The following is a 23997-nucleotide window of genomic DNA, read 5'->3' on the forward strand; positions in this document are numbered from 1 at the left end:
ACATTGTATGGTTGGAGGCTGACATTTCAGAGCGGATGTTAAAATTTGTCTCGCGCGATCGCGAGACTCCAGTGAAAAGAAATCCCGGTGATCGTCGCCGGGATTTCGACGAAATATATTTACGGTTTGCGGATGATAAAGCGAAAGAGCAGGCATCACGTTGTAGTCAGTGTGGCGTTCCGTTCTGTCAGAACCATTGTCCGCTCGGGAACGATATTCCTGATTGGCTAAAGCTCGTTGCTGAAGGCCGAATGGAAGAAGCCTACGCGGTTTCTTCTGCGACCAATAATATGCCCGAAATTTGTGGACGAATTTGTCCGCAAGACCGACTTTGCGAAGGTTCATGTGTAATCGAACAATCTGGGCACGGTACGGTCACGATTGGTTCGGTCGAACAATATATCACCGAAACCGCCTGGGCGAATGGCTGGATCAAACCCTTGTCGCCATCACGTGAACGGCCCGAGTCAATCGGGGTAATCGGTGCGGGCCCTGGCGGGCTTGCGGCGGCCGAGGAATTACGTCGTGAGGGGTTCAAGGTTAAGGTTTATGACCGCTACGATCGAACCGGCGGCCTTTTGGTTTACGGTATTCCTAACTTCAAATTGGAAAAGGATGTCGTCGCACGCCGTACAAAATACTTGGAAGAGAGCGGTGTCGAATTTGTTCGAAACTTCAATGTGGGCCGTGACGCATCATTTGCGGACCTACGCAAAGAGCATGACGCAATCGTTGTTGCGACAGGCGTCTATAAAGCGCGTGACCTTGCCTGCCCGGGAGCCGGGAACAAGGGCGTTGTTGCTGCGCTTGACTATCTGACAACGTCAAATCGGCTAGGGCTTGGCGATAGCGTGCCTCGTTATGAAAATGGCGAGCTCAATGCCAATGGTAAAAATGTTGTTGTCATTGGGGGCGGTGACACTGCGATGGACTGCGTGCGAACGGCGGTACGTCAGGGCGCGAAGTCAGTTACGTGTTTGTACCGCCGTGACCGTGCAAATATGCCGGGATCCGTGCGCGAGACGTCAAATGCCGAAGAGGAAGGCGTCATTTTCGAATGGCTTGCCGCACCGAAAGCTGTGCGTGGTGATGCGGCGAAGGCAAATGGGATCCGCGTTTCGCGGATGGAGTTAGGGGCGCCGGATGAGTCTGGCCGGCGTTCTCCAGTAGAGATTTCAGATGCTGAGTTTGATCTCGATGCAGATCTAATCATCAAAGCACTGGGATTTGAGCCGGAAGATCATCCGGCAATGTTTGGCGAACCTGAGCTGAAAGTAACAGCAAGGGGTACGTTGCGCGTTGATCCAACGACTCTCGAAACAAGCTTGCCGGGTGTTTATGCGGCTGGTGATATTGTTCGCGGTGCTTCGTTGGTCGTGTGGGCGATTGTGGATGGTCGCAAAGCTGCGGCCGCAATTACGGAGCGGCTAACCGCCGCCGAAACGCGCCCGCTTGCCGCAGAATAAAAGCGGCAAGCAAACCGCCAAGTGACCACCTTAAAATAAAGTAGAATATAATGACTGAATGGGTATCAAAATATCTGCGTGAGCGCGACGCCTTAATTGAGGCGAACGCTTATGATCCGTCCTCTGAGCATGATGCGTGTGGTGTTGGCCTTGTTGCTGCACTTGACGCTGAGCCTAGGCGCGAAATTGTCGATATGGCCATTGAGGCGCTTAAGGCTGTTTGGCATCGTGGTGCCGTTGATGCTGACGGAAAGACCGGAGACGGTGCCGGTATTCGGCTGAATGTCCCTCAGGAGTTATTTAAGGAATTCGTTGCTCGTACTGGTCACACGGCAACGGATTCGGATATCTGCGTCGGCATGGTTTTCCTGCCGCGTACGAATTTTGCTGCGCAAGATGCTGCGCGTGCGATTGTTGAATCGGAAATTCTAAATCGCGGCTTTTATATTTATGGCTGGCGACAAGTGCCGGTACAATCGCGCTGTCTTGGCGCAAAAGCGAATGCGACTCGTCCAGATATTGAGCAAATCCTGTTCACGGACCCAAAGGGGCGGACGCAAGAAGAGCTCGACCGAATTCTTTATGCGGTTCGCCGCCGTATCGAAAAACGGGCGCGGCTTCAAGGAATTCATGAGCTATATATTTGCTCACTTTCCTCGCAGGATGTCGTTTATAAGGGGATGTTCCTCGCCGAGGAGATTGATAATTTTTACCCTGACCTTCAGGATGAACGTTTCGTATCTCGCGTTGCGATTTTTCATCAGCGCTACTCGACAAATACGTTTCCTGAATGGCGTTTGGCGCAACCTTTCCGGATGTTGGCGCATAACGGCGAAATCAATACGCTAAAAGGTAATGTCAACTGGATGAAGAGCCATGAAATTCCGATGGCTTCGGAAATTTTCGGCTCCGACGGCGAAGACATCAAGCCTGTCATTCAGCCAGGATCGTCGGATTCCGCGACTTTGGATCAGGTGTTTGAATTGCTCGTACGGGCAGGTCGAACCGCGCCGATGGCGAAGGCTTTGTTGATACCCGAGGCATGGTCGAAGCGGGTTTCGGTTATGCCGCCAAAATGGCGTGCTTTGTTCGAATATTGTAATGCCGTTATGGAACCGTGGGACGGGCCAGCGGCCGTTGCGGCCTATGATGGAAAATGGGCGATTGCGGGTCTCGACCGTAATGGTCTTCGTCCGCTTCGTTACGCGATTACCGAAGATGGTATTCTTGCTGTTGGTTCTGAAACCGGCATGTGCCCCCTTGAAGGGCGCGAGGTCAAAGAACGCGGTGCAATCGAGCCGGGCCGAATGATCGCCGTTGATATGGAGAATGCGTCTTTCTATGATTCAGAACAAATCCTGAATCTTCTATCAGAAAAACATCCATATACAGAATGGTTGGAGAATATTACGGAGCTCGAGCCGGAGATTGGCCCGGGGCCAGAAGAGCGCCTTTACGAAGGTGAAGACCTGCTCCGCCGACAGGGCGCGGCAGGGTATAATCTTGAGAATCTCGAGATCATTCTACGGCCAATGGTCGAAGACGGCAAAGAGGCCATCGGTTCGATGGGCGACGATTCGCCTATAGCCGTTTTGTCAGAAAACTACCGTCCGCTTTCTCACTTCTTCCGCCAGAATTTCAGTCAGGTAACCAATCCGCCGATTGATCCATTGCGTGAAGATGGCGTGATGAGTTTGAAAACGCGGTTCAAAAACCTTGGTAATATTCTTGTTACGGATAAAACGCAGACCGACGTATTCGTGCTGGAAAGTCCTATTCTTACAAACGGTATGTTTACAAGGTTGAGGGGCTATCTCGACCAGAGGATAGCTGAAATCGATTGTACCTATGATGTTGCAGCAATCGAGAATAATGGTGAGGCGCTGAAGGCTGCGCTTGATCGAATTCGCCGTGAAGCGGAGGCCGCCGTGCGCGATGGCGCGGGCCATGTGGTCCTCACAGACGAGCATCAAGGGCCCGGCCGCATTGCCGTTCCGATGATCCTCGCCGCTGGCGGCGTTCATGCGCACCTCACGAAAGCTGGTGTGCGGACCTATTGTTCTATCATTGTGCGTTCTGCTGAATGTGTTGATGCGCATTACTCGGCTGTTCTCGTCGGCGTGGGTGCGACTGCGGTTAATCCATATCTGGCGTTTGATTCTGTGGCGCATGCGCATGCTCAAGGCCGGTTCGGCGATATGCCGATCGGTAAATGCGCATTTAATTATAAAGCGGCGCTGGAAGCAGGTCTTCTCAAGATCATTTCTAAAATGGGTATTTCAGTTATCTCCGCCTATCGGGGCGGCTGTAACTTCGAAACGCTTGGTCTTTCGCGCACGTTGGTGGAAGAGTTTTTCCCCGGCATGACAAGCCGCATTTCAGGCATCGGTCTTGCTGGTCTTGAAATGAAAACGGCAGCGATCCATGCCGAGGCATGGAATAGCGATGCGCCGCGTCTACCGGTCGGTGGGTTTTATCGTCATCGTCGCCGGGGCGAGCATCACATTCTAGAGGCGCAGTTGGTTAGCGATTTACAGACCGCTGTGCGCAATGACGATCCGGCGGCCTATGCGCGTTATTCTACAGCGCTTCAAAACCAACCACCCGCTCAAATCAGGGATTTGCTTCGTGCGCGGCCTATGGGCGATGCGATCGGTCTGGATAAGGTCGAGAATGCGAACGACATCCGCCGGCGGTTTATCACGCCCGGTATGTCGCTTGGTGCGCTGTCACCAGAGGCGCATGGGGCATTGAATATAGCAATGAACCGGATTGGTGCGAAATCGGTTTCCGGTGAGGGCGGGGAAGTGCCCGAACGCTATACGCCTATGCCGAATGGCGATAACGCCAATTCGGCGATTAAACAGGTTGCGTCGGGCCGCTTTGGTGTCACGGCGCAGTATCTTAATCAGTGTAAAGAGTTAGAGATTAAGGTCGCTCAAGGCGCAAAGCCAGGTGAGGGTGGTCAGCTTCCCGGGTTTAAGGTGACTGAATTTATTGCGCGTATGCGTCACTCAACACCGGGCGTTACGCTAATCTCGCCGCCGCCGCATCACGATATTTATTCGATTGAGGATCTGGCGCAGCTGATTTACGACTTGAAGCAAATCAATCCAGAGGCACGTGTTTGCGTTAAGCTTGTATCTGCTTCGGGCATTGGCGCGATCGCAGCGGGCGTCGCGAAAGCAAAAGCCGACGTGATTTTGATTTCGGGCAATGTCGGCGGCACAGGCGCAAGCCCACAAACCTCAATCAAATTTGCAGGGGCTCCGTGGGAACTTGGCCTGGCGGAAGCACATCAAGTTCTAACGCTGAATAACCTGCGCGAAGGTGTCACGCTTCGTACTGACGGCGGTATTCGTACCGGCCGGGACGTAGTGATCGCGGCGATGCTTGGCGCAGAGGAATATGGCATTGGCACAATATCGCTCGTTGCCATGGGCTGTTTGATGGTGCGCCAGTGCCATTCAAATACCTGTCCGGTAGGGGTGTGTACGCAAGATGATGATCTACGCGCGCGTTTCCCGGGCCTGCCTGAACATGTCGTGCACCTGATGACCTTCATCGCAGAGGAAACCCGCCAGATCCTTGCATCGCTTGGGGCATCCTCGCTTGAAGACGTTATCGGACGGGCAGATCTGCTTGATCAGGTCAGCCGCGGCGCAGCGCATTTGGATGACCTTGACCTCAATCCGATCCTGACGCTCGTCGATGCCGGTGAACGCCCGAAACGCTCAACGCGCAAGGGTCGTAAAGAGGTCGTCGATACGCTCGACCAGCGCATTATGCCGGATCTCGAGCCGTTCCTAGAACGCCGGGAGAAGGTTCAGATTTCCTATCCGGTTAAAAATACCGATCGGGCGATTGGTGCACGAATTTCGTCCCATATCGTACGGCTCTATAACAAAGATGATTTAATGGACGACCATGTAACGATGCGTCTCAAAGGATCCGCCGGGCAGTCGCTGGGCGTATTCTCGGCGCATGGATTGAAAATCATCGTTGATGGCGACGCCAATGATTATGTTGGTAAAGGGCTTTCCGGCGCGTCGATTGTTGTCCGTCCTGCAGATAACCAAGCGGACGCAAATGATGCAATCATCGGCAATACCTGTCTTTATGGTGCGACGTCGGGCAACCTTTTTGCCGCGGGCCGGGCCGGTGGGCGGTTTGCGGTTCGGAATTCCGGGGCGACAGCAGTTATCGAGGGGTGTTCGGCAAATGGCTGCGAGTATATGACCGGCGGAGCCGTGGTCATTCTCGGATCGGTTGGCAATAATTTTGGTGCGGGTATGACTGGCGGTATCGCCTATGTCTATGACGATAACGGTACCTTCGAAGGTGCTGTTAATCCCGAAAGCGTAGCCATTCGCGGGTTTGACGATGGTGAGGATGATTTTGAATGCCGCACATTGGTTGAGCGGCATTGGATCGAAACCAAATCTCCACGAGCGCGGCGTATTCTTGATGATTGGAAGAATGCGCGCTCGAAATTCTGGGTGGTTGAGCCGCGTGAATTGCTTGCCCGTAAACGTCAAATTGAGGAATCCGCCAAAATCGCGTGACTTTAACAGTTAGTCTCGATAGAGATATGCGCGAAATTTGGCGGTACCCAATATGACGAATACGGAAGAGTTTCATCGGATCAAGCAGCTTCCTCCTTATGTTTTCGAGGAAGTCAATAAGCTCAAGGCCAAATTGCGGGCCGAAGGGCGCGATATTATTGACCTTGGCATGGGCAATCCTGATATGCCCACGCCAGCGCATATCGTTGATAAGCTTGTTGAAACGGCCCGTAACCCCAAAGCACATCGCTATTCTGTTTCACGGGGTATAATCGGGTTGCGCCGGGCAATGGCGCGATATTACGAGCGGCGATTTAATGTATCGCTGAATCCGGAAACAGAAATTGTTGCCACAATTGGGTCGAAAGAAGGATTTGCTAACCTCGCTCAAGCCATTACTGGCCCCGGCGATGTTATTCTGTCGCCTAATCCGGCTTATCCTATTCACGCCTATGGATTTATTATTGCGGGCGGGGTTATTGCGGCCGTTCCAGCGCCGTCGCCGGAGGCTTATCTTTCCGGTGTCGCTGAGGCTATAAAATTATCGCATGTCAAGCCGCGGGCGATGGTTTTGAATTACCCATCAAACCCAACAGCGCAGACTGTCGATATAGATTTTTATAAGGACGCAGTTGCGCTCGCGAAAAAGCACGACATCATCATATTATCTGACCTTGCCTATGGTGAGATCTACTTTGGCGATGTGCCACCGCCGTCGATACTTGAGGTAGAAGGCGCAAAAGACGTTGCCGTAGAAATTAATTCGCTTTCGAAAACCTATGCGATGGCTGGTTGGCGCGTCGGCATGGCTGTCGGAAACGAGCGTCTGATTAACGCGTTAGCGCGCGTTAAATCCTATCTTGATTATGGCGCTTTTACGCCAATTCAGGTCGCGGCGGTTGCCGCCCTTGATGGGCCTGCGGATTGTGTAGAAAGCATTCGTGAGACCTATAAGGCGCGCAGGAATGTCCTGATTGAGCATTTCTCAATGGCGGGTTGGGATGTTCCGTGTCCTGAAGCATCTATGTTTGCCTGGGCACCAATTCCCGAAAAGTTTCGCGAGATGGGCTCGGTCGAGTTCGCAAAATTGCTGATGGAGAAGGCGGATGTTGCGGTCGCGCCGGGGCTTGGCTTCGGCGAATATGGCGACACGCATGTCCGGATTGGGCTGGTTGAAAACCAACAACGTATCCGTCAGGCCGCCCGAAATCTGAAAAAGGTTTTCGGCACTGCAAAATAGATTAGCAGAAACGGCTAATTTCAATAAAAAATTGGTACACCCTGTTGACGAGTTCGCAATTGCAAACTATCAACGCCGATAACTCATCTAGACCAGCCGAGGGATAGGCCCTTTGACGCTGGGGCAACCGCCGAGCATGCCGGGACCGGTTTTTTCGGAAAGGTGCCAATTCCTACGAATTTGGATCTCCAAATTCGAGAGATGAGTCGGACGAAGAACGGCAAATATGTCGTCCGATTCAGGTCTCATGCGAATTGCTAGTCGAGTTGTTGGCGAGTGACGCAAGAGACTGAATATGAGTGTATCGACCAAAGAAACTTCGGATGACTGTACGCAAAAGGCGCAAGCGTTTTGTGATGTCACTGTCTTTCTGCCTAAAGAATTTACCCTTGATAGCGGTGAGAGCCTGAGCCGGCCAGAGCTTCGCGTTCGCGTTTACGGCGATCTTGAGAAACCAGCGGTTGTTGTAACCGGCGGTATTTCTGCGGGTCGCAAGGTCGCTGATGCGAAAGACGGGAAGGGCTGGTGGCGTGATCTGGTTCATTCGGGCGGCGCGGTCGATCTCGAGCAATTTTGCGTAATTGGTTTCGATTTTCTGCCGAATGCAGGCGAGACAGCACGCACCATTACAACCGCCGATCATGCAAAAGCACTCGTTGATGCACTGAATGTTTTAGAGATTGAGAAAGTCCACGCTTTCGTAGGTGCGTCCTATGGCGGGATGATCGGTCTCGCTTTTGCTCAACATTTCCCTGATCGCGTCGAGAAGCTTTGCGCAATTTCTGCACCGGGACGTCCGCATCCGTCAGCGACAGCGCTGCGCGGTATTCAGCGGCGGATCATAGAATTTTCATTGAAGCACAACGATCCAGAAGCGGGCGTCGCATTGGCGCGGCAACTGGCAATGGTGACTTATCGGACCGCTGAGGAGTTTGGCGAGCGTTTTGAAAGTGCTGCAGGCGAAGCGGCCGGCGACCCTTATGACGTATGCGAATATCTGATTTCACGCGGCAATGCCTATGACATGGAAGCAGCGCGTTATTTGACGCTTTCTGATTCCATTGACCGGCACCGCGTTGACGCAGAAAAATTAGAAGTTGAGACGTTGATCCTTGCGGCGACCAGTGACCGTCTTGCACCAATCGAAGACCTTCGCCGCCTTGCGGGCGATATCGCCAAAGGCAAATTCGTAGAAATAGATTCTCTCTATGGTCACGACACTTTCCTGAAAGAAGTGTCGGTCATAGGGCCCCATATCCATTCATTCCTTGAGGAGAAATAACCATGAGCGAGTCCGTTCAACTTGAAACTATTGCGGCGACCGCTGGTGTTGGTTCTGATCCTGCATTTCGGTCTGTAGCGCCGCCGCTGCATCTTTCGGCGAATTATGCCTGGAATGATCCGCTTGATAAGCCGCAATATGATTATGCGCGCTCTGGTAATCCGACGCGTTCACAACTTGAGGAAGCGATCTGTGCTCTTGAAGGTGCAGCAAAAGGCGTTGTCGTTTCCTCCGGCATGGCCGCTGTTGATTTGGTGCTCAATCTCGTCAACCCCGGTGACCTCGTTCTGGCACCGCATGATTGTTACGGTGGTACGCATCGGCTTCTAACGGCACGCGGGAAGCGCGGTCAGTTCGAGATTGAGTATGTCAATCAGACCGATCTCAACGCGTTGCGTGCTGCGTTTGAACGCAAACCAAAGCTCGTTTTGATTGAAACTCCGAGCAATCCGCTATTGCGAATTACCGATATTGCTGCGGTTGTTGAACTCGCCAAAGAACATGGCACGATTACGGTCGCAGATAACACGTTCTTGTCTCCGGCGCTTCAGCGTCCGATAGATCTCGGATGTGATATCGTCATTCATTCGACCACGAAATTTTTGAATGGCCACTCGGATGTTGTTGGCGGCGCTGCCGTCGCTAAGTCACAGGAGCTGGGTGATGAGCTCGCTTGGTGGGCCAATTGCACTGGCGTAACAGGCGCGCCATTCGACAGCTTTATGACTTTGCGTGGTATACGAACCTTGTTCCCTAGAATTGAACGTCAGCAGAAAACTGCGCAAGACGTGGTGGAAGCACTTGTTGACGATGCTCGCGTGGTGAAGGTCAATTATCCCGGTCTCGAGTCTCATCCTGGACATGAAATCGCGAAGCGTCAGCAAAAAGGCTTCGGTTCAATGTTTTCAGTCGAATTCGATGAATCAGTGGATGTGATTGAGCTTCTGCGCAAGCTTGAGACGTTTACGATTGCCGAGTCACTTGGTGGTTTTGAGAGCCTTGTTTGCGTTCCTGCGGAAATGACTCATGCCGCAATGACGCCGGAAGCGAGAGAAACCGCCGGAATCTCTGATCGTTTAGTTCGTTTTTCCATTGGGCTTGAGCATACCGATGATCTTGTGCGAGATATCTTTTCAGCGCTCGAACAGGCAGCGGTCACGAGCGCTGATAAAGTAGCATATTTACCAAACAAGGCAGCAAGCAAATGTGCCTAGATGTAGAAGATAAAATAAGCATGGTTGGATCTGGCGAAGAATTAGCGACACGAAGACTTAGAGTAGCGGTCGCTGGACTTGGCGTTATTGGTGAAGGGGCGGCCCTTCGACTTGCGAGTGATAACGAGCCTTATGCGTTATGTTCGGCGTTGGTCCGCGACCCGAACAAAGAACGCGCAGAAGAATTGTCACAGCTTCGAATTTACACTGACCCTGAGGTGTTGCTTGTCGAACATCCGGATGTGGTGATCGATGCATTGCCAACCGGTGAGAGTGGACGTCGCTTAATTGAAGCAGCGCTTTCGCGCGGTATTAGCATCGTTACTGCAAACAAGCAGGCGATTGCTGGTGCCATGTCGCCGCTAAGCATGCTGGCGACACAGAACAAGGCGACTTTCGCTTATTCCGCATCTGTTGGCGGGGGATCTCCAATGGTTGAGACTGCGCGGAAAGCCAAATCGGTCGGTGAAGTTCGGTCAATAACAGCAATTCTGAACGGTACGGTGAATTATATTCTTTCTTCGATGAAAGAAGGAGCGAGTTTTCTTGATGCCGTTAAAGCAGCCCAAGATGCCGGGTTCGCTGAGCCTGATCCTACGGCAGATTTATCGGGTGAAGATGCACGCGCGAAAATTTCCATCCTCACCTACGAAGCCTTTGGGCGCGAGATTGAAAACAGCGCCATAAAGGTTGAAGCGCTCGATTCAATGCTCGCTGAAAGCTTCGTGGAAAAAGGCGGAAACTGGAAACAGCTTTCGGTGATCAACAAGAAGTCTGACGGTGGGATTACGGCACGTGTCGGTTTTGCGCGCGTCGATGACGATCCATTTTTCGATTCAATTGGTGGTGAAGGTAATGCACTTCGCATCATCAATATGGATGGGCGAGACTTTACGTGTCAGGGCAAAGGAGCAGGGCGAGAGCCAACGGTCGGGAGCATATTCTCCGACCTTGAAGCAATCGCCCGCCAACCGGTCGGGCGTTAACGCCCAAATCGCGATTGATGACCAATGAGGCCGTTTTCTTTCATAACTACGAAAACGGCATTCGACCTGCCTGTGTTTTTGGTCGCGTAATTGTGGCGTTTCGCCGTTGGTAAAAACGCACTACAAGTCTGCCCATGACCCAACTTACGGAAAAACCAGCTATTAACGCCACGTCTGAAATGCGGGCCGCGAAACGCCTTGTAATAAAGGTCGGATCGGCAATTCTGTGCGCGCCCGATGGAGCACCGCGCAGCGAGTGGCTTTCCAGTCTGGCCGATGACGTTGCGTCTTTACGTAACGATGGGCGCCAAGTTGTGATCGTGACATCTGGCGCGATTGCGCTGGGACGTCACAAGCTGGGACTAAGCGGTGCGCTGCGTCTCGACGAAAAGCAGGCGGCGTCGGCTGCGGGGCAAGTCGCACTGGCGGAAGCCTGGCAATCGGCATTTGCGCCGCATGGAATTAATATTGCGCAGATCCTGTTGACGCTCGACGATACTGAGGGGCGGCGGCGATACCTCAATGCGCGCACGACGCTTCGGACATTGCTCGATCTTGGTGCTTTGCCATTGGTGAATGAGAACGACACGATTGCCACGAGCGAGATTCGATATGGCGATAATGACCGGTTAGCAGCGCATGCTGCGCAATTAATCGGCAGCGATTTGCTCGTCATTTTGTCGGATATTGATGGTCTCTATACGGCTGATCCACGCAAAGACTCAAGCGCGAAACATATAGACGTTGTTGATGTTATCACCCCAGAGATTGAGCAGTCTGCTGGCGGGGCCAATGCGTCTGCCGGTGTGGGATCTGGCGGCATGGCGTCGAAAATTGCCGCTGCGAAAATTGCCGGTGGGGCAGGATGCGCGGCTATAATTGCACCGGGTACAGGCAACAACCCCATTAAGGCAATTCTTGATGGCGGCGCATCAACATTGTTTCGCCCATCGACGACGCCTGCGAATGCGCGTCGTTTATGGATCGGTGGCCGCCTTAAACCAGCTGGCCAAATCATGATTGACGACGGCGCAGCCAAAGCCCTTCAAAAAGGGGCGAGCCTTTTGCCCGCTGGCGTCGCAGAAGTGCGCGGTAATTTTACGCGTGGTGACGCGGTCGAAATAATCACCAAGGGCGACAAGGTAATCGCGCAAGGGTTATCCGCATATTATTCCGAAGAGATGCGCGCGATTGCCGGTTGCAAATCAGATCAACTTGAAGCGGTTCTTGGTTACAAGCGAAGACCTGCTGTCGTTGAAAAAGATGATCTCGTTCTAAGGACAGAGAAATGAGCATAGAAAATATCGCTGAATATATGGACAAGATTGGCCAGAACGCGCGCAATGCGGCGCGTCAAATGGCGACTGTCCCAAGTGATAAAAAGAATGCGGCGTTGCGCGCTGCAGCTCAGAATATTCTGGCGAATAAGGATGAAATCATTTCGGTAAACAAGTCAGAATGTGACGCCGCTAAAGAGCGCGGTCAGGACGCAGCATTCATTGACCGCATGGCGTTGAGCAAGGATCGCATTGCCGGCATTGCCCAAGCGCTTGAGGAAATCGCAGCGCTGGATGACCCGGTTGGAAAGTCTATTCGCAAATGGACGCGGCCAAATGGCCTTGAATTTGAGCGCGTGCGCACACCAATTGGGGTGATTGCGATCATTTATGAAAGCCGGCCTAATGTGACCGTCGATGCCGCGGCAATTGCCGTAAAAGCTGGCAATGCGGTTATCCTCAGGGGCGGCTCTGAATGTATTAAAACTTCAAAGGCGCTTTTTGATTGTTTCCAACGGGCCGTCAAAGAACATGGCTTGCCCGTTCATGCGGCACAATTTGTCGAAACGACTGACCGTGCAGCGGTTGGCGAAATCCTCTCTGGCCTGAACGGACGGATTGACTTGGTTATTCCCCGAGGCGGAAAATCATTGGTCGGAAGAGTGCAGGCCGAAGCCCGTGCGCCAGTGCTAAGCCATCTCGACGGAATCTGTCATGTCTATATCGATGGTGAAGCTGATCCTGAGAAAGCGGTCGCTATAGCGTTGAATGCAAAAATGCGCCGAACAGGCGTTTGTGGCGCAGCCGAGACGCTTTTGATCGATAGGGCCTGCGCGCAAAGCATCTGGCCGACGCTCGGAAAAGCATTACGTGATGAGGGGTGCGAAATCAGAGGCGACTCTGCGCTCCTTGAAATCGATAATTCTGTTGTCGAGGCAACAGAGAGCGATTGGGAAACGGAATATCTTGCGCCTATTATCTCGGTCGCGCTTGTCGATGGCGTAGAGGGTGCCATTGATCATATCGCGCGATATTCCTCAGCGCATACGGAATCGATCATCACGGAAAATGAGGCGACAGCAGCGCGTTTTCTGTCTGCTGTCGATAGCGCAATTGTCATGCATAACGCTTCGACGCAATTCGCTGATGGCGGAGAGTTCGGGTTCGGCGGCGAGATTGGTATCGCGACCGGGCGTCTACATGCGCGTGGTCCTGCCGGGGTCGAGGAACTGACCACCTATAAAAACCTTGTTCGGGGTAAATCCCATACGCGGCCGTGACGTCTTGGCTTGTTTTTAAGCTTGTTAGACGATTATGCTAACATTTATGGGTGAAATAATGACCTTGGCGAAAAAAGTTGAAAAACCCGACTTTTTTTTCTTGTTAACTGAGCGTGGTCTATTGTATTCGCGTGTGGCGCATCGCACAAAAAGCAGCGCAAGTTAGAGCCGGAATTATGGATAGCATCAACAATGCAGGAATTACGCAAGTCAGCGCAGAGTTATTGAACTCTGTGATCGTTGCTGTGAACCTCCTCCTTGTGGTGGTGGTACTCCTTATTAGCCCCATTCGGGGAGCGGCTACGGAGCCCGCGCGCTAACGCAAAGCAGCACGGACCTCCAACACCCCGCTCCCGAAAGGAAGCGGGTTTTTTGTTGTCCGGAGGTTCGAAAAGAAGAGAACGGAAGAGCATGTCAAAACGATCAGACGCAATTACCAAAGGCCCGGCTAAGGCTCCCGCACGTGCGATGCTGCGTGCTGTTGGCTATGGCGATAAAGATTTCGAACAACCCATGGTCGCGGTCGTCAATACCTGGTCAACGGTGACGCCATGTAACATGCACCTCGCAGAATTGGCGGAACCGGTTCGTGAGGGCGTGCGCGCTGGTGGTGCGACCCCAATTGATTTCAATACGATCGTTGTTTCCGATGGCATCACTATGGGCGGTGAGGGAATGCGTGCTTCGCTGATTTCACGCGAGGCGATTGCGGATTCAATTGAACTCGCTGTGCGTGGTCATTCGCTTGATGCTGCAATTATTCTTGTTGGCTGTGATAAAACCTTGCCGGCTGCGGCGATGGCGCTAGCGCGTATGGATATTCCGGGCGTTATTTTTTACGGCGGAACCATCATGCCGGGCAACTGCGACGGTAAAGACGTTTCTATCCAGGATGTGTTCGAAGCGGTTGGTGCTCATTCAATGGGCAAGATGTCGGACGCCGAATTAGATAAGGTTGAGCGCACTGCTTGTCCGGGTGCGGGGGCCTGTGGCGGACAGTTCACGGCGAATACGATGGCGATGGCTTTGGCCTTTTTGGGGCTTGCGCCATTGGGTGCCGGCGATCCGCCAGCGATTCACGAGGCAAAAAATGCCGAAGCTGTTCGTTGTGGTGAGTTAGTCGCGAAGCTCGCGAAAGATGGCACGACGGCACGTAGCTTTATTAACAAAGAAACTTTGCGAAATGCTGCAACATCAGTGGTCGCGAGTGGTGGTTCAACAAACGCGGTTCTGCATTTAGCGGCAATTGCAGCAGAAGCCGGCGTCGAGTTCTCAATCGATATTTTTGACGAATTGTCGCGCACGACTCCAGTCATCACTAACTTGAAACCCGGTGGACGTTTCCTTGCCCGCGACCTTTACGCCGCAGGTGGGGTTCGCTTGTTTGGTAAACGCTTGATGGAAGCCGGAAAAATCGTTGATGCACCAACGGTTAGCGGTGAAAACCTCTTTGATGAATTGAATAAGGCCGAAGAGGCGGAAGGGCAAGAAGTTGTTCATTCCGTAGATAATCCATTCAAAAAAACGGGCGGCTTACGGGTTCTCTATGGTGACGTTGCACCGGAAGGTTCGGTTTTGAAAACCGCTGGTTATAGCGATGGTGCCTTTTCCGGACCGGCACGTATATTCGATGGCGAAGAGGCTGCGTTCAAGGCCGTGACCAATCGCGAGATTAAAGAGGGCGATGTTGTCGTTATTCGTTACGAAGGACCGCGCGGTGGTCCGGGTATGCGTGAAATGCTGGCAGTTACTGCCGCAGTCGCAGGGCAAGGTCTCGCAGGCAAAGTTGCACTGATCACGGATGGTCGCTTCTCTGGCGCGTCGCACGGGTTTGTAATTGGTCACGTCGCCCCCGAAGCAGCGTTAGGCGGTCCAATCGGCCTAATCGAAGAGGGCGATATAATTAGTATTGATGCGGAGGGACGCCGGATCGACGCGAATGTCGATTGGGAGGCGCGTCGCGCCACGTTCAAACCAAAGGCACCAAATCGAATGGGCGGCGTATTCGACAAGTTCGCAAAACTGGTTTCATCCGCCTCTAAAGGCGCGGTTACCATTCAAACATTTAACGAGTAAGGCAGAAGGAATTTTTAAAATGAGAGTCTACACCGAAGATGATGCCAGTCCTGAATTGGTAAAATCAGGCCCAGTCGCAGTCATTGGCTATGGTAGCCAGGGCCGTGCGCACGCGCTGAACCTTAAAAACTCTGGTTGCGACGTGGTCGTCGGCGTTCGCGAAGGTGGCCCCGGTGCAAAACGTGCCGCTGAGGACGGTCTTGAAGTCGCAAGTGTTGCAAAAGCGACTGAGGGCGCGAAGCTGATTGCGGTTCTCACACCTGACATGACGCATGAGAAAATCTTCAATGAAGAAATTCTGCCAAACTTGAAAGACGGCGATGCGCTTTTATTCGCACACGGATTCACAGTTCTTTATGGGCGCGTAAACCCGCCAAAGAATGTTGACGTCATCATGGTTGCGCCTAAAGGACCTGGTGGTCTTGTGCGCAGTGAGTATGAGCGCGGTCGCGGTGTGCCGTGTTTGTTTGCGGTTCATCAGGACGCAACAGGCCAGGCAAAAGATAAGGCGCTTGCCTATACCAGCCTGATCGGCGGTGCGACTGCGGGTGCGATCGAAACAACATTCCGCGAAGAGACAGAAACTGACCTGTTTGGTGAGCAAGCAGTTCTTTGCGGTGGTGCATCAGAGCTTGTTATCGCTGGTTTCGAGACATTGGTTGAAGCGGGTTACCAGCCAGAGATCGCTTATTACGAATGTCTCCACGAGCTAAAGCTTATTGTGGATCTATTCTATGAAGGCGGTATCAGCCGGATGCATGACTTTATTTCTGAGACCGCTAAATATGGTGACTTTGTTTCTGGTCCGCGCGTGATTAACGCAGAAACAAAAGAGCGTATGCGTGAAGTTTTGACGGATATTCAAAACGGCACCTTTGCGCGTAACTGGATTTTGGAGAACCAAGCTGGCAAGCCGCATTATCAACAAATGCTGCAGGCTGATCTTGATCACCCAATTGAAAAAACAGGCGCAGAATTGCGCGAACGCATGTCTTGGTTGAAGCCAGGCGCGAACACAAAATAAGTTGAGGATATCATGACTTCTCCAGACGCTACACATTTGAACAAGCAATCGGCAACCATCGTTAAGGCGGGTGCTGAACTTCTTCTTGATGCGCTGGAGGAGCAGGGTGTCGAAGTGATTTTCGGCTATCCGGGCGGCGCAGTTCTGCCGATTTATGACGCTTTATATCAGCGGGATTCTATCCAGCATATATTGATGCGCCATGAGCAGGGCGCGCTGCATGCAGCCGAAGGTTACGCCCGTTCGACTGGTAAGGTTGGGGTTGCACTGGTGACGTCTGGTCCTGGTGCAACCAATGCCGTTACCGGATTAGCGGATGCCTTACTAGATTCTATCCCGGTTGTTTGTATTTCGGGTCAGGTTGCACGACCATTAATCGGTACGGACGCCTTTCAGGAATGTGATACGACCGGAATTACCCGTTCGTGTACAAAGCATAATTATCTGGCTGAATCCGCGCATTCTTTGTCGAATGTCGTGCATGAAGCGTTTCATATTGCGCGGCGTGGTCGGCCCGGGCCTGTTTTGATTGACATCCCGAAAGATGTTCAATTCGAAGAAGCGCAATATACGAGCCGAAGCAATTCCAATAACCGGAATTGTATTGTCGTACCTGAGGTCAACAAGAGCCAGATTGATCAGGCCGTTGATTTGATGCGCTATGCTCGTCGACCCGTGTTCTATACCGGCGGCGGCGTCATTAATGCTGGTGTTGAGGCGAGTGAAACTTTGCGTTCGCTTGCGCATGAAACCGGATTCCCGGTTACCTCAACATTGATGGGGCTTGGCGCTTTTCCGGCATCCGACGAGCAATGGCTTGGAATGCTCGGGATGCATGGCAGTTTTGAAGCGAATAATGTGATGCATGATTGCGATCTCATGATCGCAATTGGTGCGCGTTTTGATGACCGCGTTACAGGTCGCCTTGATGCATTTTCACCAAATTCACGCAAGATCCATATCGATATTGATCCGTCGTCGATCAATAAAAATGTACCGGTTGATATTGGCATTGTCGGTGACGCCAAAGAAATAATGGATGCGATGCTGGCTGAATGGCGCGCGCGAGAGAAACAAGAGAAGCATGAACGCGAACGCATCGCTGATTGGTGGACGCAAATTGCTGAGTGGCGCAGTAAAAAATCATTTTCGTATGCGCCACATAAAGAAGTCATCAAACCGCAATATGCGGTCGAACGTCTTTATGAGCTGACCCGTGGGAAGGATGTTTATATCTCGACCGAGGTTGGCCAACATCAGATGTGGGCTGCGCAGCATTTTCATTTTGACAAGCCTAACCGGTGGATGACGTCTGGCGGCTTAGGAACAATGGGCTATGGCTTACCTGCTGCGTTGGGCGTTCAGGCGGCGTATCCGGATGCGTTGGTGATTGATATTGCCGGTGATGCATCCGTTCAGATGACGATGCAGGAAATATCTGCGGCGGTTCAGCATGATTTGCCTATTAAAATATTCATTCTGAATAATGCCTATCTCGGTATGGTTCGTCAGTGGCAGCAATTGCTTCATGGCGGACGGTATTCGCATTCTTATTCCGATAGCTTGCCGGATTTTGTTAAGCTTGCCGAAGCCTATGGCGGTGTCGGTTTGCGCGCTGAGACGCCTGATGAATTGGACGAGAAGATCATTCAGATGATCGAGTCCAAAAAGCCGGTATTGTTTGATTGTGTTGTTACACAAGAAGAGAACGTCTTCCCGATGATCCCGTCAGGTGCTGCGCATAATGAAATGCTTTTCGATGATATGAAGGGCGATGAAGTCAGTGACGAAGGAAAGGTACTCGTCTAATGGCAAGTAATGCGACATCACAATCGGTATATCCCGTTACTCGTGAAGAGGGCGGGGTCCGAGAGGTTATTCTTGCGGTGATCGTTGATAACGAGCCGGGCGTACTTTCGCGTGTTGTCGGGATGATTTCCGCACGCGGCTATAATATCGAAAGCCTCACCGTTGCTGAAACCGACATGGAAAAACATACTTCTCGTATCACCGTGGTCACCTGCGGCAGCCCCGGGAAAATCGAACAGATCAAATCACAATTGGGACGTTTGGTGCCTGTTCGCCGCGTCATCGATGTCACGAGCGAAAAGGATGCGCTGGAACGCGAATTGGCGCTGGTTAAAGTCGTCAATACGGGCGAAAATCGCTTAGAAGCCATGCGTCTGGGCGACATATTCCGCGCTAGGGCGCTCGATACGACGCATACCTCCTTCGTATTCGAAATTACCGGTGCGAGGGAAAAGATAAACGCCTTTATTGACCTGATGAAGCCACTGGGTTTATCCGAGGTCTCGCGTACAGGCGTATTGTCAATCCGACGTGGCGCGAACAAGGACTAGCGTAATGAATAGTCGTGGTCATAACTCAAATTTTCTTCAACTCCTTAGCCCCGCGCGGTGAAATCTCCGCGCAATACAAGTCGGCATGCTGTATTTTAAATTAAGGAATTTGACGAATGACCACCGAAACGGAAACGAACACAGACGAAGATCATGTGAAGATCTTTGATACGACATTGCGCGATGGCGAACAGGCCCCGGGCTTTTCGATGTCGACAGATGCGAAACTCATTGTTGCGCGCGCATTACAAGATTTGAATGTCGATATTATTGAAGCGGGTTTCGCTGCTGCTTCACCTGGCGATTCTGCGTCCGTAAGTGCAGTCGCATCCGAGATCGAAGGACCGACAATCTGCTCATTAGCGCGGTTGAATGAGGGCGATATTGAGGCTGCGGCGCGGGCATTGGAGCCTGCGACGAAAAAACGAATCCATACCTTTATCGGCACCAGCCCAACGCACCGTGAAGCAAAGCTGAAAATGTCGAAACTGGAGATCATCGATAAGATTTCCAATGTCGTCGGTTTTGCGTGTTCTTTGAGCGATGATGTTGAATTTTCGCCCGAAGATGCGATTCGGACCGAACGTGATTACCTGGTGGAAGCGATTGAGGCGGCCATCGATGCAGGCGCAAAAACCATCAATATTCCGGATACGGTTGGTTATACAACATCGGAAGAAATTCGCGATCTGTTTGCCTTTCTGAAGGAGAACGCGCGCGGTGCCGAAGATGTTACCTTCTCTACCCATTGCCATGATGATTTAGGTATGGCGGTCGCTAACAGCCTCGGTGCGGTCCGTGGTGGTGCGCGTCAGATTGAATGCGCAATCAACGGCATTGGCGAGCGGGCAGGAAATTGCTCCATGGAGGAAGCGGTCATGGCGCTTGCTACGCGCCGTGATTTCTATGGTCTCGGAACACAGGTCAACACGACAAAAATTTATCAGGCGAGTGTGGCGCTGGCTCGGGTCACCCATAATCCGATCCCCAGAAACAAAGCCATCGTCGGTAAAAATGCATTTGCGCACGAGGCCGGTATCCACCAACATGGTGTTTTGGCTGATCGACGCACATATGAAATCATGGATGCTGAATCTGTCGGCATGCCGTCAAATTCAATTGTCCTTGGCAAGCATTCGGGAAAACACGCAGTTGCTTCGCGTGTAAAAGCGCTTGGATTTAATGTCTCCAAACAAAAAATCGAGGATATTTTCCCTTCGTTTAAACGCTTGGCCGATACCTGCCGAGAAGTTACCGATGCGGACCTTGTTAAACTCGTAACCGGTAATGCGCAGACGGACGGAAGAGCCGGGCCGTGGCGAATGCGTAAAACTGAATTGCACGTTGATTTTGAAGTTGATACCCGGCCCCATGCGCGTATTACCATGGAACACGATAATGGTGATCGCCGAACTGTCACGCATGAAGGTGAGGGGCCAATAGATGCGGCCTTCGCCGCCGTGTGCGCGATCACTGACGTTCCGGGACGTATTCATATATTAGACCTTCATCATATCGCGGCCGAGGGAATAGTACGTGCCGAAGCGGTGATCGATGTTGAAGGACATCACTTTTCAGGAAAATCCGAAGAGGTAGACGTTGCTGATGCTGCTGTGGCGGCGTTTGTCGCGGCTATTAATCAGGCAGTTGCAATTCGCGGCGGGGTGGTTTCGGACCATAATGAGGCGAAAGTATCATGACCGATATTTCTAGACCTAAATCACTATTTGATAAATTATGGGAACGACATATCGTTGTTCCGGAAACGGATGAATCTCCAGCGGTTTTATATATTGACCTGCATCTGGTTCATGAGGTGACGTCTCCTCAGGCATTTGCGGTTCTTAATCAGCGCGGTCTGAAAGTGCGGCGGCCAGATCGAATTGTTGCGACAATGGATCATTCAACGCCGACCTTGCCGGCCAATGAGAATGGTGAATATCCCTACGCTAATGAACAGGCAAAAAATCAGGTTGAAACGCTGATTAAAAATGCCGCTGATCACGATATTGAACTATTTAACATGGGTGATCCGCGCCGCGGCATCGTTCATGTTATTGGACCGGAACTAGGTGCAACACAGCCGGGCAAAACGATAGTTTGTGGCGATAGTCATACATCGACACACGGCGCTTTTGGTGCGCTGGCCTTTGGTATCGGCACGACCGAAGTCGGTCACGTTCTGGCAACGCAATGTATTCTTCAGCGGAAGCCTAAATCCATGCGGATTACCTTTGAAGGTAGTCTGCCCCCGGGTGTAGGCGCGAAAGATATGGCGCTTGCTTTTATCGCTCAAATTGGTGCCGACGGCGGTCAGGGCTACGCGGTTGAATTCGCTGGCGAGGCGGTCCGTGACCTTTCGATGGAAGGTCGGATGACGCTTTGTAATATGTCGATTGAAGGCGGTGCGCGGTCAGGCATGGTTGCACCGGATGAGAAGACATTCGAGTTTCTAAAGGGCCGTGATTTTGCACCAAAGGGTGCAGATTGGGATGCGGCCGTCGAAGATTGGAAATCGCTGGCAACGGATGATGGAGCGCCGTTTGATCGCGAATTCGTCGTCGATGCTTCGAAAATCCGTCCCATGATTACTTACGGTGTGTCTCCGGATGCTGCTGGAGCGGTCGATGGGACGACGCCTGAACCAAAAACAGAGCCGCAGTTACATGCAGCTGAATATATGAAGTTTGGGGCAGGGCGACCATTCTCGGAGGTCGAAGTCAATCGGGTCTTTATTGGTAGTTGTACAAATTCAAGGATTTCGGATTTACGCGAAGCAGCGATGGTAATGCGTGGTCGCAAAGTGAGTGATGGCGTTATCGCGCTGGTCGTGCCCGGCTCGGAGGCCGTAAAGCGTGCGGCGGAAGCGGAAAACCTTCATAAGATCTTTATCGAAGCCGGTGCAGAATGGCGCGAACCGGGATGTTCTATGTGCCTCGGTATGAATGGCGATCAGGGGCAACCGGGCGATCTGGTGGTTTCAACCTCGAACCGAAACTTCATTGGCCGGCAAGGCAAGGGCGTTAGAACCGTATTGGCGAGCCCGGCAACGGCGGCGGCTTCAGCTATAGAAGGACGGATCGCAGATCCGCGACCCTATCTGTCCGATCAAAAGGAGAGTGCGTAATGTCCTTTGAACCATTTGGAACACTTGTTTCCCGAACCGTCGTAATTAGCCAAAAAAATATTGATACGGATCAAATTATTCCGGCGCGATATTTGACGACCACCTCCCGTGAGGGGCTGGGCCAAGCGGCTTTTTATGATTGGCGCTATGATGAAAATGGTAACCCACTGAATTCATCGCCGCTCAATGGTGTGAATGTAGACACCCATAAAATTTTGGTGGCCGGGTCAAATTTCGGTTGTGGTTCTTCGCGAGAACACGCGCCATGGGCTTTGACCGACTTCGGTTTTCGCGCGGTCATCAGTTCAGATATTGCGGATATTTTCAAAAGTAATTCACTCAAAAATGGTTTGCTTCCGATAATCGTTGATGAAGAGACGCATTCTTACCTTTTGAAAAACCCGGGCGTCGAGCTAACGATTGATCTCGAAAAATGTGAGATTGATCTTGGCAATGGGACGTCAATTGATTTTGAGGTTGAAGCATTTGCACGGCGCTGTCTGTTAGACGGTGTTGATCCGCTTGGGCACTTACTCAATCAAATTCCAGAAATTGAAAAATACGAGGAACGTGTTCAATGAGTGCCAAAATTGCTTTTCTTCCTGGTGACGGTGTTGGGCCAGAAGTCGCAAATGCGGCCCGAAGAGTTTTGACGCAGGTTGCCAAAAAACACGACCTATCGATTGAGTTTAAGGAATTTGTCTTTGGTGGTGCGGCGATTGACGCGTGCGGTGATCCACTTCCAGAAGAAACCAAGGCGGCTTGCCTTGAGGCTGATGCAATTCTACTTGGCGCTGTTGGCGGTCCGAAATGGGATATGTCGGAGAAGCGTCCGGAGCAAGGGCTGTTGGCTTTGCGGTCCGCGCTTGCCGTTTATGCAAATCTTCGCCCGATCCAAGTCGCTAAGGGCATGGAGGCACATTCACCACTGAAAGCCGAAATTGCGGCAGATGTTGATATGCTGATCGTTCGTGAGCTGACGGGCGGTATGTATTTCGGCAAACGGCAAGAAGGCAAAGACAAAGCCACAGACGAATGCCTGTACACGCGCGGAGAGGTCGAGCGTGTTGCTCGGATCGCATTTGATGCAGCCAGAAAGCGTAAAGGCCGGGTTACGTCTGTCGACAAAGCGAATGTATTGGCGACAAGTCGTTTGTGGCGAAATGCGGTAAACGAGCTGCACGCGAGTGAATATTCCGATGTCGAATTAGATCACATGCTTGTCGATGCCATGTCGATGAAGTTGATCCAATCGCCTTCTGCTTTTGATGTTGTGCTGACGGAAAATCTGTTCGGCGATATTCTTAGCGATGAGGCGTCGGTGCTCTCGGGGTCAATCGGGCTTGCGCCGTCTGCGTCGCTCGGTGATGGTACGCGCGGTCTTTACGAACCCATCCATGGCTCTGCGCCGGATATCGCAGGCGAGGACAAGGCCAATCCTGTCGGGACATTGGCGTCGGCCGCGATGATGATGCGGTATAGCCTCGGCAAAGGCGAAATCGCCGATGACATCGAGAACGCCGTAGCGAAGGCATTAGCTGCCGGTCGCGGAACCGCGGATATCGGCGGAAAAGATAGCTGTACATCGTTTACGGACTATATTTGCGAGATTGTATAGTCATTCCATTATGTCCTCGTTCCACAATGCCGGATTTTCGCGGATGAATTTGGACATTTGATCGATTGATGGTTTATGCGCGGTGTCGATGACTTCGATACCGCGCTTTTCTAGAAATTTCTCATTACCACCAAAATTTTTGGTGTCATTTATGATGACCCGAGGAATTTTGAACTGCACGATTGTTCCCGAACACATCATACAGGGCGATAGAGACGTATATAGAGTCATGTCGCGATAGGTTTTTTGTCGTCCGGCTTTTCGCAGACAATCCATTTCTCCGTGCGCGATCGGGTCACCTTTTTGAACACGCTGATTATGGCCCGACGCGATCAATTCCGGTCCGCGCGCAAGAACCGACCCAATCGGCAGGCCGCCGGCATCGTAACTTTTCTTGGCTTCCGCGAAGGCAAGTTCTATAAATTCATGATCCCAATCATTGAGCATTTCAGGATGTCCCTTTTTGGCCAATAGACAAGTGG

At 51.9% G+C, this 23997-nt stretch carries 17 protein-coding genes and 1 riboswitch; of the genes, 16 read left to right on the forward strand and 1 reads right to left on the reverse strand.

Annotated features, from left to right (window positions below; genetic code table 11):
- The first annotated feature begins 23 nt into the window (after window positions 1–23).
- The 16 genes from ABFZ83_RS02960 (at window position 24) to leuB (ending at window position 23515) form a co-directional block, all read left to right on the forward strand.
- Entirely contained in the window at window positions 24–1466 is a 1443-nt protein-coding gene (locus ABFZ83_RS02960) for an NAD(P)-dependent oxidoreductase (RefSeq protein ID WP_411818796.1), read from the forward strand.
- 50 nt (window positions 1467–1516) lie between these two features.
- Window positions 1517–6031, forward strand: coding sequence for a glutamate synthase large subunit (gene gltB, locus ABFZ83_RS02965; RefSeq protein WP_411817942.1), 4515 nt, complete (start codon window positions 1517–1519; stop codon window positions 6029–6031).
- 52 nt (window positions 6032–6083) lie between these two features.
- On the forward strand, window positions 6084–7271 hold the full coding sequence (locus tag ABFZ83_RS02970; RefSeq protein WP_411817943.1) for an LL-diaminopimelate aminotransferase: 1188 nt from the start codon (window positions 6084–6086) through the stop codon (window positions 7269–7271).
- An 80-nt stretch (window positions 7272–7351) separates the two neighbouring features.
- A riboswitch (SAM riboswitch) is annotated at window positions 7352–7479 on the forward strand.
- An 87-nt stretch (window positions 7480–7566) separates the two neighbouring features.
- Window positions 7567–8553 carry a homoserine O-succinyltransferase MetX gene (gene metX, locus ABFZ83_RS02975; protein ID WP_411817944.1) on the forward strand — a complete coding sequence of 329 codons (987 nt, stop codon included), beginning with the start codon at window positions 7567–7569 and terminating at the stop codon, window positions 8551–8553.
- A gap of 2 nt (window positions 8554–8555) precedes the next feature.
- Window positions 8556–9767, forward strand: a complete 1212-nt coding sequence (gene metB / locus ABFZ83_RS02980; RefSeq protein ID WP_411817945.1) for a cystathionine gamma-synthase — start codon at window positions 8556–8558, stop codon at window positions 9765–9767.
- A gap of 20 nt (window positions 9768–9787) precedes the next feature.
- Window positions 9788–10753, forward strand: coding sequence for a homoserine dehydrogenase (locus tag ABFZ83_RS02985; protein ID WP_411817946.1), 966 nt, complete (start codon window positions 9788–9790; stop codon window positions 10751–10753).
- A 134-nt stretch (window positions 10754–10887) separates the two neighbouring features.
- Window positions 10888–12045, forward strand: a complete 1158-nt coding sequence (proB, locus tag ABFZ83_RS02990; protein WP_411817947.1) for a glutamate 5-kinase — start codon at window positions 10888–10890, stop codon at window positions 12043–12045.
- A complete protein-coding gene (locus tag ABFZ83_RS02995) occupies window positions 12042–13310 on the forward strand; it encodes a glutamate-5-semialdehyde dehydrogenase (RefSeq protein ID WP_411817948.1) in 1269 nt (422 codons plus the stop codon). Before proB ends, ABFZ83_RS02995 begins: the two co-directional genes overlap by 4 nt.
- A 411-nt stretch (window positions 13311–13721) precedes the next feature.
- Entirely contained in the window at window positions 13722–15386 is a 1665-nt protein-coding gene (ilvD, locus tag ABFZ83_RS03000; protein WP_411817949.1) for a dihydroxy-acid dehydratase, read from the forward strand.
- A gap of 19 nt (window positions 15387–15405) precedes the next feature.
- A complete protein-coding gene (ilvC, locus tag ABFZ83_RS03005) occupies window positions 15406–16410 on the forward strand; it encodes a ketol-acid reductoisomerase (protein WP_411817950.1) in 1005 nt (334 codons plus the stop codon).
- A 12-nt stretch (window positions 16411–16422) separates the two neighbouring features.
- Window positions 16423–18219: an acetolactate synthase 3 large subunit gene (locus ABFZ83_RS03010; protein ID WP_411817951.1), complete on the forward strand. Its 1797-nt coding sequence runs from the start codon at window positions 16423–16425 to the stop codon at window positions 18217–18219.
- Entirely contained in the window at window positions 18219–18770 is a 552-nt protein-coding gene (ilvN, locus tag ABFZ83_RS03015) for an acetolactate synthase small subunit (RefSeq protein ID WP_411817952.1), read from the forward strand. Before ABFZ83_RS03010 ends, ilvN begins: the two co-directional genes overlap by 1 nt.
- Window positions 18771–18886: 116 nt before the next feature.
- A complete protein-coding gene (locus ABFZ83_RS03020; protein WP_411817953.1) occupies window positions 18887–20470 on the forward strand; it encodes a 2-isopropylmalate synthase in 1584 nt (527 codons plus the stop codon).
- On the forward strand, window positions 20467–21897 hold the full coding sequence (leuC, locus tag ABFZ83_RS03025; protein ID WP_411817954.1) for a 3-isopropylmalate dehydratase large subunit: 1431 nt from the start codon (window positions 20467–20469) through the stop codon (window positions 21895–21897). The genes ABFZ83_RS03020 and leuC overlap by 4 nt, the downstream gene beginning before the upstream one ends.
- Window positions 21897–22478 carry a 3-isopropylmalate dehydratase small subunit gene (leuD, locus tag ABFZ83_RS03030; RefSeq protein WP_411817955.1) on the forward strand — a complete coding sequence of 194 codons (582 nt, stop codon included), beginning with the start codon at window positions 21897–21899 and terminating at the stop codon, window positions 22476–22478. Before leuC ends, leuD begins: the two co-directional genes overlap by 1 nt.
- Entirely contained in the window at window positions 22475–23515 is a 1041-nt protein-coding gene (gene leuB, locus ABFZ83_RS03035; RefSeq protein ID WP_411817956.1) for a 3-isopropylmalate dehydrogenase, read from the forward strand. The genes leuD and leuB overlap by 4 nt, the downstream gene beginning before the upstream one ends.
- Here the strand turns inward: leuB and ABFZ83_RS03040 are convergent, their stop codons facing one another.
- Window positions 23516–23962: a nucleoside deaminase gene (locus ABFZ83_RS03040; protein WP_411817957.1), complete on the reverse strand. Its 447-nt coding sequence runs from the start codon at window positions 23960–23962 to the stop codon at window positions 23516–23518. It lies immediately after the preceding gene.
- Between the last annotated feature and the right edge of the window lie 35 nt (window positions 23963–23997).

It is taken from the genome of Hyphococcus formosus, from assembly GCF_046736345.1.
In the GTDB taxonomy this organism is placed as follows: domain Bacteria; phylum Pseudomonadota; class Alphaproteobacteria; order Caulobacterales; family Parvularculaceae; genus Hyphococcus; species Hyphococcus formosus.